Raw genomic sequence first — 16,519 nt, forward strand, 5'->3', positions numbered from 1 at the left:
GGCACTGCTGGCTCAAAGGTTGACTGCTCAGCCCGCACGGCTCAGTCTTCCCAAGCTTTTTTCCAGACTCAAACAAGGAGGTCACCCATGCCCTTTGCAACGATCGACGGACAACCGCTTCACTACCTGGACCAAGGCCAGGGCCCGGTGGTGCTGCTGGGCAGCAGCTACCTGTGGGACCACAGCATGTGGGCGCCGCAGATCGAGGTGTTGTCGCGGGATTATCGGGTCATCGCCCTGGACTTATGGGGCCACGGCCAGTCCGGGCGATTGCCTGAGGGCATGACCTCCCTGGACGACCTGGCCCGCCAGGCACTGACATTGATGGATCACCTGGGCATCGACCGCTTCAACCTGGTCGGGCTTTCGGTGGGCGGGATGTGGGGGGCGCGGCTGGCGTTGGCGGCGCCTGGGCGTGTGCAGACGCTGGTATTGATGGACACCTACGTCGGCGTCGAGCCGGAGCCGACCCGCCAGTACTATTTCTCGCTGTTCGACAAGATCGAAGCCAGTGGCAGCATTCCCGAGCCATTGCTGGACATCGTCGTGCCGATCTTCTTCCGACCGGGTATCGACCCGCAGTCGGCGCTCTACCAGCAGTTTCGCGCCACATTGGCCGCGCTGCCGACCGATCGCCTGCGCGCCAGCATCGTGCCGCTGGGGCGGATCATTTTCGGTCGGGACGACATCCTGCCGCGCCTGCATGCACTGGATGCCAAGGGCACAGTGGTGATGTGCGGCGACCAGGACAAACCGCGTCCGCCGTCCGAGGCCAAGGAAATGGCCGAACTGATCGGTTGCCCTTGTCTGCTGATACCGGAAGCGGGGCACATTTCCAATCTTGAGAATCCGGAGTTCGTGACTGAGGCGTTGCTGAAGGTCTTGCGCAGCTGATCCACCGCATCGCGAGCAGGCTCGCTCCTACTGGAATTTTGTGACCGATGCAAATCCACTGTGGGAGCGAGCCTGCTCGCGATTGCTGTGTGTCTGCCACATCAATGCTGACTGATCTGCCGTCATCGCGAGCAAGCTCGCTCCCACCGGGGGCCGCAATGGTTGTCGGTCACTTCGGCCCGAGAATCTTCACCAGCTTGTCCGGTGACGGCGCGCCTTGCTGCTGTTGCAGGTCGCCTTTGTCATCCAGATAGAAAATCGCCGGGGTGGCGGACAGCTCCAGTTCGTCCATCAACTGCTGGTTGGCGTCCAGTTTGGCCTGGATGGCGGGCGGTATGTCCTTGAGCGGCTTGAGCGGGCTGCCCTTGCCGGCCTTTTCATGCTCGGCCAGGGTTTTTTCCGGGTCCTTGGCGGCCAGCAAGGCGGCGGATTTACCCGGGCTGTCTTCGCGGATGATGCCCACCATGATGTGGCGCAACTGCACCTTGCCGGCCTTGACCCAAGGCCGGGCCTGTTCCCAGAACATGTTGCAGTACGGGCAGTTCGGGTCGCTGAACAGGTACACCGTGCGCGGTGCGTCCTTGTTGCCGTCGGCGATCCAGTTGCTCGCTTCCATCTTCGTCCAGATGGCCTTGGCCATCGGTGCATAGACCATTTTTTGCAGCGGCTCGACGCTCAGGTCCTTGCCCTCGGCGTCGTACAGGTTGCCCAGCAGGACGTGCTGCCCATCCGGGGTCAGGTACAGCGCCATGCCGCGGTTCTGGTATTGCGCCGCGTAACCGCGCAACCCGTCCGGGGCCTCGAAAGTGCCGACGATTTTCGCGCCCTTGGCTTCGATCTTCTTGATGGCCGCAGGCAATTCTTCGGCCTGCAGCAGCGGGGCCTGCGACAGTGCGGCGGCGACGGCCAGGGTCAGCAGGTGGCGGAGGCGGGGCATGGCGGTTTCCTTGTGGCGGAGTGGGGCGTCGTGGACGAATCCGGCGTTTCGAAGTTTTCCAGGGCGCGGGCCAGGCTCGCTTCCGACAATTCACCCAGGTGGCTGCCCAGCAGGCGACCGTCGGCGCTGTAGAACAGGGTGGTCGGCAGGGCCATGGAACCCACGGCCTGGCCGAGGCGGCCGCTGCCATCGAACAATACGTTGGTCAGGCTCAGGCCCTGGGTGGCCAGGTAGGTGCTGACGCTTTGCATGCTTTCGGCCTGGTTGACGAACAGGAAGGTCAGGTCCGGACGCTGTTGCTGGGCTTCTTCGAGCACCGGCATTTCACGTCGGCAGGGCGGGCACCAGGTGGCCCAGAGGTTGATCACCAGGGGCCCGCCCTGGTAGTCGGTGAGTTTCACGGTCTGGCCGTCGGCGGTGCGCAGGGTGATGTCCGGCAACCGGGTGCCCTGTTCATAAATCGTCAACGACAGGCTCGCCACCAGCCAGAACAGCAAGCCGCTGCCGACGCCGAAGCCCAACGGACGGCGCAGGGCCGGGCGGCGCCGGGCCCACAACAAGGCGCCCATCAGCAGCGCCACGATCCCCGGCCAGGCGAGGAAACCGCCGTCCCGCAGGTCGACGATCTGCCACGGGTCGTCCCGGTAATGTTGCCAATAGGCGACGACGAAGCCGATCCGTGCGGCCAAAAGCCCCAGTAGGAACAGCACGAACAGCACCGACTCAGGGTTCTCGCCACCGCGCCTGGCCACCCGCCAGCCGACGAAGGTCGCCAGGGCCAGGGCGCTGATCAGCAACAGATGGTTAAGGGCGATGGCGAAGGTGCCCAGGGTGAGCGTCAGCATCAGCGCGCGTCCCGGGTGAGGTTCCAGCGCTCCAGGAACGCCTTGGCGTCGACTTCCCCGGTGATCCGCTGGCTGCGGCGCTCTTCACCGTCGGCGCCGATCCACAGCAGGCTCGGCGGCCCCGGTACCTGGTAACGGCTCAGCAACGCGCGGCTGGCGGGGCTGTCGGCGGTGACGTCGAGGCGCAGCAGGCGCACGCCTTGCAGGGCGTCCAGCACCTCGGCGCGGCCGAATACCTGTTTTTCCATGATCTTGCAGGACACGCACCAGTCGGCGTAATAGTCCAGCAGCACCCACTGGCCCTGGGCCTTGGCGGCGTCCAGTTCCCGTTGCAGGGCGGCGGGTTCGCTGACGGTGACGAATGTGTCGTGGGCTTTGACGGTCGCGCTAGCCTCGCTGCCGGCGTAGACCTTCAGGGGGTGGAAGAGATCATCGCCACCGCCCGCTGCGCCAATCACCAGCAGGCTGCCCCACAGGCCGAACAGCAACGAAGCGCTGCCGCAGAGGTAGGCCATGCGGCCGAAGCCTTCGGTCTGGCGCCAGGCGCTGTAGGCGGCGATCAACAGCAGCACGCCCCACAGTCCGATCCACAGCGAGCTGTCGATGATCGGGCGAATCATCAGCAGTGCGGTGCCCAGGAACAGGAAGCCGAACACGCCCTTGAGCAGGTTCATCCAGGCGCCGGGCTTGGGCAGGAAGCGGTTGCCCACGGTCACCAGGAGCAACAGTGGCAGGCCCATGCCGATGCCCATGGTGAACAGGATCAACCCGCCGTGCAGTGCATTGCCGCTCTGGGCGATATACAGCAGGGCGCCGGCCAGCGGGGCGGTCATGCACGGGCCCACCAACAGGCCGGACAGGGCGCCGAGCACGCCGGCGCCCACAAGGCTGCCACCGCGTCGCTGGCGTCCGGCGTTTTCCAGGCGGTCACGCAGCGCCGCCGGCAATTGCAATTCGAAGAAGCCGAACATCGGCAGCGCCAGCAACACGAATACGGCCGCGAAGCTGCCCAGCAGCCACGGTTGTTGCAGCAGTGCCTGGAGGTTGGCCCCCAGCAGAGCGGCGAGCACGCCCATGGCCGCATACACCAGGGCCATGCTGATCACGTAGCTGCCGGCCAAGGCCAGGCCACGTCTCGGCCCGGCGCCGCTGCCCACCACCAGCCCGGCCAGGATCGGCAGCATCGGCAGGGAACAAGGGGTGAACGCCAGCAGCAGGCCCAGGCCGAAGAACACCAGCAGGCTCCAGCCCAAGGCCCGTTGTTGCAGGCCGCTGGCCAGGGCCTGGTCCGGCGCCTCGCCGGTGGCCGCCGCCGGTGCGCTGCCGCCCAGGTCAATCACCTGGGTCTGGGGCGGATAGCACAGGCCGGCGTCGGCACAGCCCTGGAAACCCACCTTGATCTTGCCCGTGGCACCGGCGGGGATCTTCAGTTCCAGCGCCTGGCGATAGACTTGCTGGTCGCCGAAAAACTCGTCGCTGTGGGCCTCGCCCTCCGGCAACTTGGGTTTCTGCGCCTCGGCCAGGCCATCGAACTTGAGCCGCTGCTTATACAGGTAGTACCCATCGGCGATCTGCCAGAACAGCTGCGTTTCACCGGAGTCCAGGCGTTCGGAGGTCAACACGAACGCCTTTTCCACCGGCAGGAAATCGGGTTTGGTTTCGAAGGGATTGGCGGCCTGGGCCAGGCCCGAGATCAGAAACAGCCACAGCAAAAACAATCGACGCATGGATAAAGCCTTAGAACGAAGCGAGTGGAAAACACAATGGCGACTGGCGATTAACCGTCGATTAACCCGGCGGCGACCGGCAGGCCGTAATGATCGCCCATGTTTGCCGTACTCGTCGCATAATGTCGGCTTAATCGGCCGGCGGCTTAATGTACCTTTTTCCACGGGGCTTACCATGCGCGTACTGGTCTGCGAAGACGATGAGTTGATTGCCAGCGGGATCGTTGCCGGCCTCACGGCGCAGGGCCTGACGGTCGAGCACGTGGCCACCGCATCGGCGGCGCGGGCGATGGTCGGCGTGGCGGAGTTCGATGTCATGGTGCTGGACCTGGGATTGCCCGATGAGGACGGTCTCAAGCTGCTGCGGCAACTGCGCCAGCAGGGGCTGGAGACGCCGGTGCTGATCCTCACCGCCCGTGACTCGGTGACCGACCGGGTCGACGGCTTGCAGGCCGGGGCCGATGACTATCTGCTCAAACCCTTCGACCTGCGCGAGCTTGCGGCGCGCCTGCACACGTTGCTGCGGCGCGTGGCGGGGCGCAGCGTCAACCTGATCGAGCACGGTCGCCTGACCTACGACCCCAGCAGCCGGGAAACCACCCTGGACGGCCAGCCGGTGGATCTGTCCCGGCGCGAACAATCGCTGTTGCAGGCGCTCTTGCACAGTCGCGGCCGGGTGCTGTCCACCGAGCAACTCAAGGACAGCGTCTACGGGTTCAACGACGAGCTGGAAAGCAATGCCCTCAACGTCCATATCCATCACCTGCGGCGCAAGCTGGGTAACGGCATTGTCGAGACCGTGCGCGGCCTGGGCTATCGCCTGGGGCCGGCCGACGGCGCAGAGTCCTCCAAGTGATGAGCCTGCGACTGCGCCTGAGCCTGACCCTCGGCGCCGCCTTCGCCCTGATCTGGGCCCTGGCCGCGGCGTGGATGCTCAGCGACCTGCGCAACCAGATGATGTTCTCCCTCGACCAGCGCCTGGTGGCCTCGGCGCGGATGGTTGCCGGGTTGCTGGAGCAGATGCCGCCGTTGCCCAGCAAGGGCGACGGCACGCACTTGAGTTCCGAGCAATTGAGCATTCCCGGCGGCATGGCCTGTCAGGTCAGTTCCTTGCGCGGCGAGATTCTGGCCCGCAGCCACGGGACCCCGGAACAGGCCCTGGAAGCCGAGAAAATGGGCTTCCACGACCAGATGATCGACGGTGCGCCCTGGCGCAGCTTTACCCTGGCCCGAGGGGACTTGCGCATCACCACCGCCGACCGCCAGATCGAGCGCGAAGCCCTGAACATGTCGATACTGCTGGCTGCCTCGGTGCCGGTGGGCGTGGCGTTGCTCGGTTGCCTGTGCCTGTTGTGGCTGGGCATCGGCCAGGGCCTGGCGCCGCTCAATCGCATGCGCGATGCGCTGATGCGGCGCAATGCCGATTCCCTGGAGCCTTTGCAGATCCATCCGCTGCCCAGCGAGTTGCGACCGTTGCTGGAGACCCAGAACCAGCTGTTCCAGCGTATCGGCAAGACCATCGAGCGCGAGCGACGGCTGACCGGCGACGCTGCCCACGAGCTGCGCAGCCCGTTGACCGCCATCAAGACGCACCTGCAAGTGGCGCGCATGACCGAGGGCGCCGCCCGCGACCAATCCTTGGCCCGGGCCGAGGAGGGCGCTGACCGCATGCATCGCACACTCGAACAGTTGCTGCTGCTGGCTCGGGTCGAAGGCAGCCTGTCGTTCGACGATGGCGTGCACTGCAACGCCGAGCAGGTTGCGCGACTGGCGATCCAGGACGCGGCCAGCAGTGAGTCCCGGCGAATCAAATTGCACTTGGCCCCAGGGCTGTCCGACGCGCCGGTGCAAATGCCGGCGGTGCTCTCCATCGCCGCCTTGCGCAACCTGCTGGATAACGCCCTGCGCCATACTCCGGACGATACCGATGTGGAACTGAGCCTGGAAATGATCGGCCAGCGCGTGCGTTTCCAGGTCCGCGACCATGGCCCCGGCATCGCCGCCGACGACATCCAGCACTTGACCCAACGCTTCTGGCGCAACGGCCAGAGCACCGGCTGCGGGCTGGGGCTGGCGATCGTCCAGGCCATCGTCCAGCGTTGCGGTTGCGGCCTGCATTTCGACAGCCGCCCGGATGGATTGCGGGTCGAATTGACGATGCCGGTGCAGCATCCCTGATCAAACGAGGGGTTCCGTGGCGAGGGAGCTTGCTCCCGCTGGGTCTGTAGGAGCTGGCGAAGCCTGCGATCTTTTGATCTTGAACTTTCGCTTGAGATCTAACTGTCTGGGACAAGATCGCAGCCTCGTTGCACTCGTCAGCTCCTACAGGCGCACTCGGCGGGAGGTCGTTGTACATCTGCTGTAACGACCTGCCATTGGCGCCCCGGCCTTATCCGGGTCTATGTTTTTTTCAGCTCGACTCAAGGACTGAGGAAAACCGCGCCATGGACACCTTCATCGAAATCTGCACGGCCACGCCCAGCGATGCCGGCATCATCAGCCGCATCGCCGAACGCTCCATCCGGGTCGGGTGTGCCGCCGAACATCGCAACGATCCCACTGTCGTCGCCGCGTGGGTACGCAACAACACCCTCGCGCATATCCGCCCCTGGCTGGTCGACCCACGCTTGCGCCTGACCCTGGCCCGTTTGCAGGGGCGGCCGGCGGGTGTCGCCATGGCCTCTGCCAGTGGCCGGATCGCCTTCTGCTACGTACAGCCGGAGTCCTTCCGCCGCGGTGTCGGCCAGGCGCTGGTGCGGGACATCGAGGCCTGGCTGCGCGGGCGCGGGGTGGTCCGGGTGCGCCTCAACAGCACCCGTAGCAGCCAGGCTTTCTATCGACACCTGGGGTTCGAGCAAAGCGCTGATGCCTTCGCCATCGGCGGGGTCAAGGCCATTGCGATGCACAAGCCACTGATCGCGCCACAGGAGAAAGTGCTGCCCGCGAGTAAATCCCCCCGTGGCTGATGCGTTTCCACTACAGGAAACCTGCATGTGCGCCCCGACCGGATGCGCACCTGCCCGGTGTGTCGTTTTGGGTCACTACGTACTGCGGGGTCGAGAGATGTCAGTCGCCAACAGCCTTATCGAAGCACAGCCGGCCCGGGTCAGCCCCGTGCCGGCCGAGACGCTCTACCAGTTCAATGAGTCGCCGCTGCTCGCTCGCCAGAGTCGGCAGGAGTCCAATGCCCGCAGCTATCCACGGCGCATACCCCTGGCGCTCAAGCGCGCCAAGGGGTTGTATGTCGAAGACGTCGAGGGCCGCACCTTCATCGATTGCCTGGCCGGCGCCGGCACGCTGGCGCTGGGGCATAACCACCCGGTGGTGATCGACGCGATCCAGCAGGTGCTGGCCGACGAGCTGCCGTTGCACACCCTGGACCTGACCACGCCGGTCAAGGACCGCTTCGTCCAGGACCTGTTCGGCCTGTTGCCGGTGGAGCTGGCCGCCGAGGCGAAGATCCAGTTCTGCGGCCCCACCGGGACCGACGCGGTGGAAGCCGCCCTCAAGCTGGTGCGTACCGCTACCGGACGCAGCACCGTGCTGTCGTTCCAGGGCGGTTATCACGGCATGAGTCAGGGGGCATTGAGCCTGATGGGCAGCCTGGGGCCGAAGAAACCCTTGGGCGCCTTGCTCAGCAGCGGCGTGCAGTTCATGCCATACCCCTACGAATACCGCTGCCCGTTCGGGCTGGGCGGTGTCGAGGGCGTGAAGGCCAATCTGCATTACCTGGAAAACCTGCTGAACGACCCGGAGGCTGGCGTGCAATTGCCGGCGGCGGTCATCGTCGAAGTGGTGCAGGGCGAGGGCGGAGTCATTCCCGCCGACCTGGACTGGCTGCGCGGCTTGCGGCGGATCACCGAGCAGGCAGGGGTGGCGTTGATCGTCGATGAAATCCAGAGCGGCTTCGGCCGTACCGGCAAAATGTTTGCCTTCGAGCATGCCGGGATCATCCCGGACGTGGTGGTGTTGTCCAAGGCCATTGGCGGCAGCCTGCCGCTGGCGGTGGTGGTTTACCGCGACTGGCTCGACACCTGGTTACCGGGTGCTCACGCGGGGACCTTCCGTGGCAATCAGATGGCCATGGCCGCCGGCTCCGCGGTAATGCGCTACCTGCGTGAGCACGACCTGCCGGCCCACGCCGCCGCCATGGGCGAACGCCTGAGCGAACACCTGCACATCCTGCAGCGGGACTACCCGCAACTGGGCGATATCCGCGGTCGCGGGCTGATGCTCGGTGTCGAGTTGGTGGATCCGGCGGGCAAGCCGGACGCCCTGGGCCATCCACCAGTGCATGCACAGCTGGCGCCACGGCTGCAACGCGAATGCCTCAAGCGCGGGCTGACCCTGGAACTGGGCGGTCGCCAGGGCGGCGTGGTGCGGTTCCTGCCGCCGTTGATCATCACCCGGGCCGAAATCGACCGGGTCGCCGAGATTTTCGGGCGAGCCCTGCATGCGGCGGTCACCGACAGCTAATTTTCAGCAGGCCCCGTACGTTCCTTTCATATCCTGGCTGCGCATGTGACGCAGCGAACCTCGAGCAAAGATGGAGAGACAACCATGACTTCAGTATTCGACCGCGAGGACATCGTCTTTCAGGTCGTGGTCAACCACGAAGAGCAATATTCGATCTGGCCAGACTACAAGGCCATCCCCGAGGGCTGGCGTACCGTCGGTAAAAGCGGCTTCAAGAAGGAGTGCCTGGCCTACATCGAAGAAGTCTGGACCGACATGCGCCCGCTGAGCCTGCGCAAGAAAATGGACGAGCAGGCGGCTGCGGCCCACTAAATGTAGAGCCTGTGGCAGCAAGAAAGCTTTCCACAGGAAGGCTGTGGGAGAATGCAAATCTTGCAGTCACATCAGAACAGCTGTGGGAGCGAGCTTGCTCGCGATAGCGGTGGATCGGCAACATTAATGCCGGCTGACACTCCGCAATCGCGAGCAAGCTCGCTCCCACAGAGGTCGGCCGGCGTTACCAGCTATTGCTCGATCAAAAAATCAATCAACGCCCGTGCCGCCGCCGGCAATTGCCGATGGGGCGGGTAGATGATTGAAAAGGGTCGGCTGCGCCCGCCAAAGTCCTCCAGCAAAGCCACCAGTTCCCCACGCTCGATTCGTTCCCGGATAATGAATTCATAGGTCTGGCAGATCCCCATCCCGGCCTGTGCCAGGGACACGATACCCAATACATCATCGGACACTTGCACATTGCCCGCCGGCAGCCATTCCCGGTCTTCATGATTGTCGCGAAACAGCCAGGGTGCGATACGTCCGCTGCTGGGCATTACGAAGGGCAGGCAGGCGTGGGCAGCCAGTTCATCGACGTGCCGGGGCATCCCGGCGCGTTCCAGGTAGTGCGGCGCGGCCACCAGGCACAGGCGGGCGTCTTCGAGCTTGCGTCCGACCAGGCCGCTGTCCGGCAGCGGCCCAAGGCGGATCGCCAGGTCATACCCCTCGGCCACCAGATCGACATTGCGGTTGGTGATACTCAGCTCGACCCGAACTTGCGGGTAAGCCTCGGCGAAACGCGACAGCAGCGATGGCAGGCGGTAATGACCGTAGGTGGTCGGTACGCTCAAGCGCACACGACCGGTCAAGACACCATCCTGGCCCTGGATTCGCCGCTCGGCGTCGTCAATCAGGGCAAAGGCCGAGCGCGACTGTTCCAGGTACAAGGTGCCGGCATCGGTCAGGTTCAGGCGCCGGGTCGTGCGTCGCAACAGTTGCACGCCGAGCCGGGCTTCGAGGCGGGAGATGGCACGGCTCAGGACCGAAGGCGTAGTGCCCAGCGCCACGGCACCGGCGCTGAGCGTGCCTTTTTCCACGACCGTGACGAAGGCTTCCACGTCGGCCAGATAATCGAATCGACGGGCCATTGTTGCCTCCAGGGGCCAAGTGATGTTCCGGTGCGCCAGTTTATCGCCGGTGAGCGCATCAATACAGTGAGCGCATCTTTTATCGAAACAGCCTGGAGTCATCATGAAAAAGCTCACGACCTTGGCAACGTCTGTTGTTCTGGCGGGTATTGGCGTCGCGGCCCATGCCGATAACGTGCTGGTGGTCCTGTCGGATTCCGATCATCTGGATCTGAACAATGGCAAGGTCTTCTCCACCGGGTTTTACCTCAACGAATTGCTGCAACCGGTGAAGCTGTTGCTGGATGCCGGTCACCACGTGACGTTCGCCACCCCGGAGGGCAAGGCGCCGACGCTGGACCGGTCCTCGGTGGACAAGATGTACTTCAACAATGATCCGGCGGAGCTAGAGCGCTACCAGGCGTTGCTGGCGCAACTGAACATCACTTCGGCCAAGGACTCGCCGGTGATCAGCCTGGCCCGTGTCGAGCAGATCGGTCTGGAGCAGTTCGATGCCCTGTATATTCCCGGCGGGCATGCGCCCATGCAGGATTTGCTCACGAGCGCACCGCTGGGGCGGGTGTTGACGCACTTCCATGACAAGGGCAAGACCACCGCGCTGGTCTGCCACGGGCCGATCGCGTTGCTGTCGACCCTGCCTGATGCCAAGGGCTTCGTTGGTCAGTTGACTACCAAAGGCCAGGCCTCGGCCCCGTCGAATTGGATCTACGCCGGGTACAAAATGACCGTGATCAGCAATCAGGAAGAAGAACTGGCCAAGGGGCTGCTGGGCGGTGGGAGCATGAAATTCTACCCACAGACCGCGTTGCAGCAGGCTGGCGGGCAGTACAGCAGCAACACCGCGCCGTGGACTGCCCATGTGGTGACGGATCGGGAACTGATTACCGGCCAGAACCCGGCGTCGGCGCTGGCGGTGGGGCAGGCGTTGGTTGAGCGGTTGAAACCATAGGCCGGAAGACTTCCCAACCCTTGTGGGAGCGAGCTTGCTCGCGATTGCGGCGGGTCAGCAAGATCAATGTTGGCTGACACTCCGTCATCGCGAGCAAGCTCGCTCCCACAGGTTTTGTGGCACACCGTCTGGTTATTTGAACCGCCGCTCCACCCCTTTCTCCACCAGGATCTTCGCCGAAATCTCTTCCACGGAAAAATGCGTGGAGTTGATATGGGGAATGTTCTCCCGCCGGAACAGGTTTTCCACCTCACGCACTTCGAACTCGCACTGGGCGTAGCTTGAATAACGACTGTTGGGCTTGCGCTCGTTGCGGATCGCCGTGAGGCGGTCCGGGTCGATGGTCAGGCCGAACAGCTTGTGCTGGTGGGCGCGCAGGGCGCTGGGCAGTTGCAGGCGCTCCATGTCGTCTTCGGTCAGCGGATAGTTGGCCGCGCGGATGCCGAATTGCATCGCCATGTACAGGCACGTCGGTGTCTTACCACAACGCGACACGCCCACTAGGATCAGGTCGGCCTTGTCGTAATAATGCGTGCGGGCGCCGTCATCGTTGTCCAGCGCGAAGTTGACCGCCTCGATCCGCTCCATGTAGTTGGAGTTGTGGCCAATGGAATGGGACTTGCCGACCGAGTAGGAAGAGTGCTCGCTCAGTTCCTGTTCCAGGGGCGCCAGGAAGGTGGAAAAAATGTCGATCATGAAACCATTGGACGTTGCAAGAATCTCACGGATGTCCTGATTGACGATGGTATCGAAGATGATCGGGCGGAAACCGTCGGTTTCGGCGGCTTTATTGATTTGCTGTACCATGGCCCGCGCCTTGTCGACGCTGTCGATGTACGGACGTATGAATTTGGCGAAGGTAATGTTTTCGAACTGTGCCAACAGGCTTTGGCCTAGCGTTTCGGCCGTGATGCCGGTGCCGTCGGAGATAAAGAAAGCAGATCGTTTCATTTGCGCCTTGGGCCTTAAGCTAGTGAGCTAGTGACGATTCTTGGATATGATAGGCGCGATTTGCCGGCCGCCAGTGGCCCGCATTCTCACTTATTTTCCAGGTCCAGGCCATATCGCCGGCAAGCGCTCCCCTGGAGCCGCCGGTGCCTTGAGCTTTTCCAACACAGTTAGTGGAGAGATCACCTTGGTAGAGTACGTAGTTTCCCTCGATAAGCTCGGCGTCCATGATGTGGAGCATGTGGGGGGCAAGAACGCATCCCTGGGCGAGATGATCAGCAACCTCGCCGGTGCCGGCGTATCGGTGCCAGGTGGCTTCGCCACGACCGCCCAGGCTTATCGTGATTTCCTGGAACTGAGCGGCCTGAACAAGCAGATCCACGATGCGCTCGATGCCCTGGACGTCGATGACGTCAACGCCCTGGCCAAGACCGGTGCCCAGATCCGTCAATGGATCATGGAAGCCGAGTTCCCCGAGAAACTGAACGCCGAGATCCGCACCGCTTTCGCCAAGCTGTCCGAAGGCAATCCCGATATCGCCGTCGCCGTGCGTTCCTCGGCCACCGCCGAAGACCTGCCGGATGCCTCCTTCGCCGGCCAGCAGGAAACCTTCCTGAACATCCGTGGCGTGGAAAACGTCATCCGTGCCGCCAAGGAAGTCTTCGCCTCCCTTTTCAACGACCGTGCCATTTCCTACCGCGTGCACCAGGGCTTCGACCACAAGCTGGTCGCCCTGTCCGCCGGTGTGCAGCGCATGGTCCGCTCCGAAACCGGCACCGCCGGCGTGATGTTCACCCTCGACACCGAGTCCGGCTTCCGTGACGTGGTGTTCATCACCGGCGCCTACGGCCTGGGTGAAACCGTCGTGCAGGGCGCGGTGAACCCGGATGAGTTCTACGTTCACAAGGGCACGCTGCAAGCCGGTCGCCCGGCCATCCTGCGCCGCAACCTGGGCAGCAAGGCCATCAAGATGATCTACGGCGACGAAGCCAAGGCCGGTCGCTCGGTGAAGACCGTCGACGTGGACAAGGCCGAGCGCGCGCGTTTCTGCCTGAGCGACGCCGAGGTCAGCGAGCTGGCCAAGCAGGCGATGATTATCGAGCAGCACTACAAGTGCCCGATGGACATCGAGTGGGCCAAGGACGGTGACGACGGCAAGCTGTATATCGTGCAGGCCCGTCCGGAAACCGTGAAAAGCCGCACCCAGGCCAATGTCATGGAGCGCTACCTGCTCAAGGAAACCGGCACCGTGCTGGTGGAAGGCCGGGCCATTGGCCAGCGCATCGGCGCGGGCAAGGTGCGGATCATCAAGGACGTCTCGGAGATGGACAAGGTCCAGGCCGGCGACGTACTGGTCTCCGACATGACCGACCCGGACTGGGAACCGGTGATGAAGCGCGCCAGCGCCATTGTCACCAACCGCGGCGGGCGTACCTGTCACGCGGCGATCATCGCCCGTGAACTGGGGATCCCGGCCGTGGTCGGTTGCGGCAACGCCACCCAACTGCTCAAGGATGGCCAGGGCGTGACTGTTTCCTGCGCCGAAGGCGATACCGGCTACATCTTCGAGGGCGAACTGGGCTTCGACATCAAGAAGAACTCCGTGGACGCCATGCCCGAGCTGCCGTTCAAGATCATGATGAACGTCGGCAACCCGGACCGCGCCTTCGACTTCGCCCAGTTGCCGAACGCCGGTGTGGGCCTGGCCCGCCTGGAGTTCATCATCAACCGCATGATCGGCGTGCACCCCAAGGCACTGCTGAACTACGACGGCCTGCCCCAGGAAATCAAGGACAGCGTCGACAAGCGCATTGCCGGCTACGACGATCCGGTCGGTTTCTACGTCGAGAAGCTGGTGGAAGGCATCAGCACCCTGGCGGCGGCGTTCTGGCCGAAAAAGGTCATCGTGCGCCTGTCGGACTTCAAGTCCAACGAATACGCCAACCTGATCGGCGGCAAGCTCTACGAGCCGGAAGAAGAGAACCCGATGCTGGGCTTCCGTGGCGCGTCGCGCTACATCAGCGAATCGTTCCGCGACTGCTTCGAGCTCGAGTGCCGCGCCCTCAAGCGCGTGCGCAACGAGATGGGCCTGACCAACGTCGAGATCATGGTGCCGTTCGTGCGGACCCTGGGCGAAGCGAGCCAGGTCGTCGACCTGCTGGCGGAAAACGGCCTGGCCCGTGGCGACAATGGCCTGCGCGTGATCATGATGTGCGAACTGCCGTCCAACGCCATCCTGGCTGAAGAGTTCCTCGAGTTCTTCGACGGTTTCTCCATCGGTTCCAACGACCTGACCCAGCTGACCCTGGGCCTGGACCGCGATTCCGGGATCATCGCCCACCTGTTCGACGAGCGGAACCCGGCGGTCAAGAAGCTGCTGGCCAATGCCATCGCCGCCTGCAACAAGGCTGGCAAGTACATCGGCATCTGCGGCCAGGGTCCTTCGGACCACCCGGACCTGGCCAAGTGGCTGATGGAACAGGGCATCGAAAGCGTTTCGTTGAACCCCGACTCCGTGCTGGAAACCTGGTTCTTCCTGGCCGAGGGTCAGGCGGCGGTCTGATCGAGTGAAGGGACCTCACCGGTAATGTAAGCCGGGTAACCTTTGTGGGAGCGAGCTTGCTCGCGATAGCGAAGTGTCAGCCAAGATTATTTTGCTGATCCAACGCAATCGCGAGCAAGCTCGCTCCCACAGTCGTCTTTTTTTGTGCAAGAAGATTATGCAAAGCAGCAGCGACCTATTTCCTGTCGCCCTGATCAGCGCCGAGCGGCGCGGTGATCTGAGCGAAGATGTCTATCGCTTGAAACCCGGCAACAGCCCGGACTACAGCGTCGAACTGGCCGTGACCCGGCTGGGCATGGCCGATGCCGGCCAGACCCGCGGCGTCCCGGTGATCCTGTTGCACGGCAGTTTTTCCAACCGGCGCTTCTGGTATTCACCCAAGGGCCTGGGCCTGGGGGCGTACCTGGCACGCCTGGGATTCGATGTCTGGATCCCCGAGATGCGCGGCCATGGGCTCTCCCAGCGCAACCAGGGCTATCGCCACAATCGAGTGGCCGACTACGCCCGCTACGACTTGCCGGCCATTGGCGCCTTCGTGCGTGAGCAGAGCGGGCAGGTTCCCCACTGGATCGGTCATTCCCTGGGGGGCATCACCCTGGCGGCAGCCTTGGGCGGCCACTACCTGGGCGAGCCTGCCGTGGCGTCGGCGGCATTTTTCGGCACCCAGGTCAGCCGCACCTACTGGCCGCTGAAGATCCCTCCGGTGGAATGGAGTGGCCGCTTCATTCTCAAACGCTTTGCCCAATTGTCCGGCTCAAGGCTCAAGCGCGGCCCCGAGGACGAGCCCATCGGCCTGGCCCTGGAAAGCATGCGTTGGTACGGTTTGTTCGGGCGTTTCGGCGATGCAGAGAAGAACTGGTGGGCCGGGTTGGCCGATGTCCAGTTGCCGGTGCTGGCGGTGAGTGCCGCGGGTGATCACCAGGACCCGACCTGGGCTTGCCGCAAACTTTTCGATCAGCTCGGCTCCGTGCACAAGCAGTTTGTCTGCCTGGGCCGGAAACAGGGTTTCACTGACGATTTCGGTCATGTCGAGATGCTGGTCAGCAAGGCCGCCCACCTTGAGGTCTGGCCGTTGGTGGCGCGTTGGCTCGAGGATCAACAGGCCCCCCTGCTGGCAGAGCAGCCCCAGTTGGCCGAGGCGGTTTGAGGCGAAGGCTCTGACAAGGGCATTTCGCTCTGGTCGGCTTGCGGCTAAGATATGACGCTTCAAGCAGTTCCAGTCACAAACGGTTGCTCATTCAGTCTGACGTTCCAGCCTTCCAGGAGTTGTTCGATGAACCATTACCTCACGCCCGACCTGTGCGACACCTATCCGGAACTGGTGCAGGTGTTGGAACCGATGTTCAGCAATTTCGGTGGCCGCGATTCCTTCGGCGGCGAAATCGTGACCATCAAGTGCTTCGAGGACAACTCGCGGGTCAAGGAGCAGGTTGAACTCAAGGGCAACGGCAAGGTGCTGGTGGTCGACGGCGGCGGTTCCCTGCGCCGGGCACTGCTGGGGGACATGCTGGCGGAAAAAGCCGCGAAAAATGGCTGGGAAGGGCTGGTGATCTACGGTTGCATCCGCGACGTCGATGTCATCGCCCAGACCGACCTCGGGGTTCAGGCCCTGGCCAGCCATCCGATGAAGACCGACCGGCGTGGTGTCGGCGAGCTCAATGTGGCAGTGACCTTTGCCGGCGTGACGTTCCGCCCGGGCGAGTATGTCTATGCCGACAACAACGGCGTGATCGTTTCGCCAAGCCCGCTGAAAATGCCTGAATGAAGCGCCACAGCCATA

The 16,519-nt window shown here is 63.5% G+C and carries 15 protein-coding genes; 10 read left to right on the forward strand and 5 right to left on the reverse strand.

The window, feature by feature from the left end:
* The first annotated feature begins 87 nt into the window (after window positions 1-87).
* Entirely contained in the window at window positions 88-894 is an 807-nt protein-coding gene (locus tag IB266_RS01275; protein WP_192259669.1) for an alpha/beta fold hydrolase, read from the forward strand.
* 169 nt (window positions 895-1,063) lie between these two features.
* Here IB266_RS01275 and dsbG read toward each other — a convergent pair whose 3' ends face one another.
* From dsbG to dsbD, 3 genes are read right to left on the reverse strand one after another with little or no spacing between them, the layout of a single operon-like run.
* Complete coding sequence (gene dsbG / locus IB266_RS01280; RefSeq protein WP_192259671.1) at window positions 1,064-1,831, reverse strand: thiol:disulfide interchange protein DsbG; 768 nt, start codon at window positions 1,829-1,831, stop codon at window positions 1,064-1,066.
* Window positions 1,807-2,676 carry a TlpA family protein disulfide reductase gene (locus tag IB266_RS01285; protein WP_192259673.1) on the reverse strand — a complete coding sequence of 290 codons (870 nt, stop codon included), beginning with the start codon at window positions 2,674-2,676 and terminating at the stop codon, window positions 1,807-1,809. Before IB266_RS01285 ends, dsbG begins: the two co-directional genes overlap by 25 nt.
* A complete protein-coding gene (dsbD, locus tag IB266_RS01290) occupies window positions 2,676-4,403 on the reverse strand; it encodes a protein-disulfide reductase DsbD (protein WP_192259675.1) in 1,728 nt (575 codons plus the stop codon). The genes IB266_RS01285 and dsbD overlap by 1 nt, the downstream gene beginning before the upstream one ends.
* A gap of 175 nt (window positions 4,404-4,578) precedes the next feature.
* Here dsbD and IB266_RS01295 point away from each other — a divergent pair, with 175 nt between their 5' ends.
* From IB266_RS01295 to IB266_RS01315, 5 genes are all read left to right on the forward strand, one after another.
* The gene (locus IB266_RS01295; RefSeq protein ID WP_060738500.1) at window positions 4,579-5,259 is read left to right on the forward strand and encodes a response regulator; all 681 of its coding nucleotides are present in this window, start codon (window positions 4,579-4,581) and stop codon (window positions 5,257-5,259) included.
* Complete coding sequence (locus IB266_RS01300) at window positions 5,256-6,581, forward strand: ATP-binding protein (protein ID WP_060738499.1); 1,326 nt, start codon at window positions 5,256-5,258, stop codon at window positions 6,579-6,581. The genes IB266_RS01295 and IB266_RS01300 overlap by 4 nt, the downstream gene beginning before the upstream one ends.
* Before the next feature lie 266 nt (window positions 6,582-6,847).
* Entirely contained in the window at window positions 6,848-7,369 is a 522-nt protein-coding gene (locus IB266_RS01305) for a GNAT family N-acetyltransferase (protein ID WP_192259677.1), read from the forward strand.
* 97 nt (window positions 7,370-7,466) lie between these two features.
* Entirely contained in the window at window positions 7,467-8,879 is a 1,413-nt protein-coding gene (locus tag IB266_RS01310) for an aspartate aminotransferase family protein (RefSeq protein ID WP_192259679.1), read from the forward strand.
* A gap of 84 nt (window positions 8,880-8,963) precedes the next feature.
* Window positions 8,964-9,191 (forward strand): MbtH family protein, encoded by a 228-nt coding sequence (locus tag IB266_RS01315; RefSeq protein ID WP_072407945.1) that lies wholly within the window; start codon window positions 8,964-8,966, stop codon window positions 9,189-9,191.
* Window positions 9,192-9,382: 191 nt separating this feature from the next.
* Here IB266_RS01315 and IB266_RS01320 read toward each other — a convergent pair whose 3' ends face one another.
* Window positions 9,383-10,279 carry a LysR family transcriptional regulator gene (locus tag IB266_RS01320; protein ID WP_192259681.1) on the reverse strand — a complete coding sequence of 299 codons (897 nt, stop codon included), beginning with the start codon at window positions 10,277-10,279 and terminating at the stop codon, window positions 9,383-9,385.
* Between the two features lie 103 nt (window positions 10,280-10,382).
* Between IB266_RS01320 and IB266_RS01325 the strand changes: the two genes are divergently transcribed.
* A complete protein-coding gene (locus tag IB266_RS01325; protein WP_192259683.1) occupies window positions 10,383-11,228 on the forward strand; it encodes a type 1 glutamine amidotransferase domain-containing protein in 846 nt (281 codons plus the stop codon).
* Between the two features lie 132 nt (window positions 11,229-11,360).
* Here the strand turns inward: IB266_RS01325 and IB266_RS01330 are convergent, their stop codons facing one another.
* A complete protein-coding gene (locus IB266_RS01330; RefSeq protein WP_003199510.1) occupies window positions 11,361-12,179 on the reverse strand; it encodes a pyruvate, water dikinase regulatory protein in 819 nt (272 codons plus the stop codon).
* A gap of 184 nt (window positions 12,180-12,363) precedes the next feature.
* On the opposite strand from IB266_RS01330, the gene ppsA reads away from it, so the two are divergent.
* From ppsA to rraA, 3 genes are all read left to right on the forward strand, one after another.
* Window positions 12,364-14,739 carry a phosphoenolpyruvate synthase gene (gene ppsA / locus IB266_RS01335; RefSeq protein WP_192259685.1) on the forward strand — a complete coding sequence of 792 codons (2,376 nt, stop codon included), beginning with the start codon at window positions 12,364-12,366 and terminating at the stop codon, window positions 14,737-14,739.
* Window positions 14,740-14,896: 157 nt separating this feature from the next.
* Complete coding sequence (locus IB266_RS01340) at window positions 14,897-15,886, forward strand: alpha/beta fold hydrolase (protein ID WP_192259687.1); 990 nt, start codon at window positions 14,897-14,899, stop codon at window positions 15,884-15,886.
* Window positions 15,887-16,012: 126 nt separating this feature from the next.
* Entirely contained in the window at window positions 16,013-16,504 is a 492-nt protein-coding gene (rraA, locus tag IB266_RS01345; RefSeq protein WP_192259689.1) for a ribonuclease E activity regulator RraA, read from the forward strand.
* Window positions 16,505-16,519 lie beyond the last annotated feature (15 nt).

This window comes from Pseudomonas sp. Pdm06 (assembly GCF_014851795.1).
In the GTDB taxonomy this organism is placed as follows: domain Bacteria; phylum Pseudomonadota; class Gammaproteobacteria; order Pseudomonadales; family Pseudomonadaceae; genus Aquipseudomonas; species Aquipseudomonas fluorescens_AA.

Coding starts and splice junctions, on each gene's coding strand:
- IB266_RS01275 (WP_192259669.1), top strand. CDS start 88: ATGCCCTTTGCAACGATCGACGGACAACCGCTTCACTACCTGGACCAA.
- dsbG (WP_192259671.1), bottom strand. CDS start 1,831: ATGCCCCGCCTCCGCCACCTGCTGACCCTGGCCGTCGCCGCCGCACTG.
- IB266_RS01285 (WP_192259673.1), bottom strand. CDS start 2,676: ATGCTGACGCTCACCCTGGGCACCTTCGCCATCGCCCTTAACCATCTG.
- dsbD (WP_192259675.1), bottom strand. CDS start 4,403: ATGCGTCGATTGTTTTTGCTGTGGCTGTTTCTGATCTCGGGCCTGGCC.
- IB266_RS01295 (WP_060738500.1), top strand. CDS start 4,579: ATGCGCGTACTGGTCTGCGAAGACGATGAGTTGATTGCCAGCGGGATC.
- IB266_RS01305 (WP_192259677.1), top strand. CDS start 6,848: ATGGACACCTTCATCGAAATCTGCACGGCCACGCCCAGCGATGCCGGC.
- IB266_RS01310 (WP_192259679.1), top strand. CDS start 7,467: ATGTCAGTCGCCAACAGCCTTATCGAAGCACAGCCGGCCCGGGTCAGC.
- IB266_RS01315 (WP_072407945.1), top strand. CDS start 8,964: ATGACTTCAGTATTCGACCGCGAGGACATCGTCTTTCAGGTCGTGGTC.
- IB266_RS01320 (WP_192259681.1), bottom strand. CDS start 10,279: ATGGCCCGTCGATTCGATTATCTGGCCGACGTGGAAGCCTTCGTCACG.
- IB266_RS01325 (WP_192259683.1), top strand. CDS start 10,383: ATGAAAAAGCTCACGACCTTGGCAACGTCTGTTGTTCTGGCGGGTATT.
- IB266_RS01330 (WP_003199510.1), bottom strand. CDS start 12,179: ATGAAACGATCTGCTTTCTTTATCTCCGACGGCACCGGCATCACGGCC.
- IB266_RS01340 (WP_192259687.1), top strand. CDS start 14,897: ATGCAAAGCAGCAGCGACCTATTTCCTGTCGCCCTGATCAGCGCCGAG.
- rraA (WP_192259689.1), top strand. CDS start 16,013: ATGAACCATTACCTCACGCCCGACCTGTGCGACACCTATCCGGAACTG.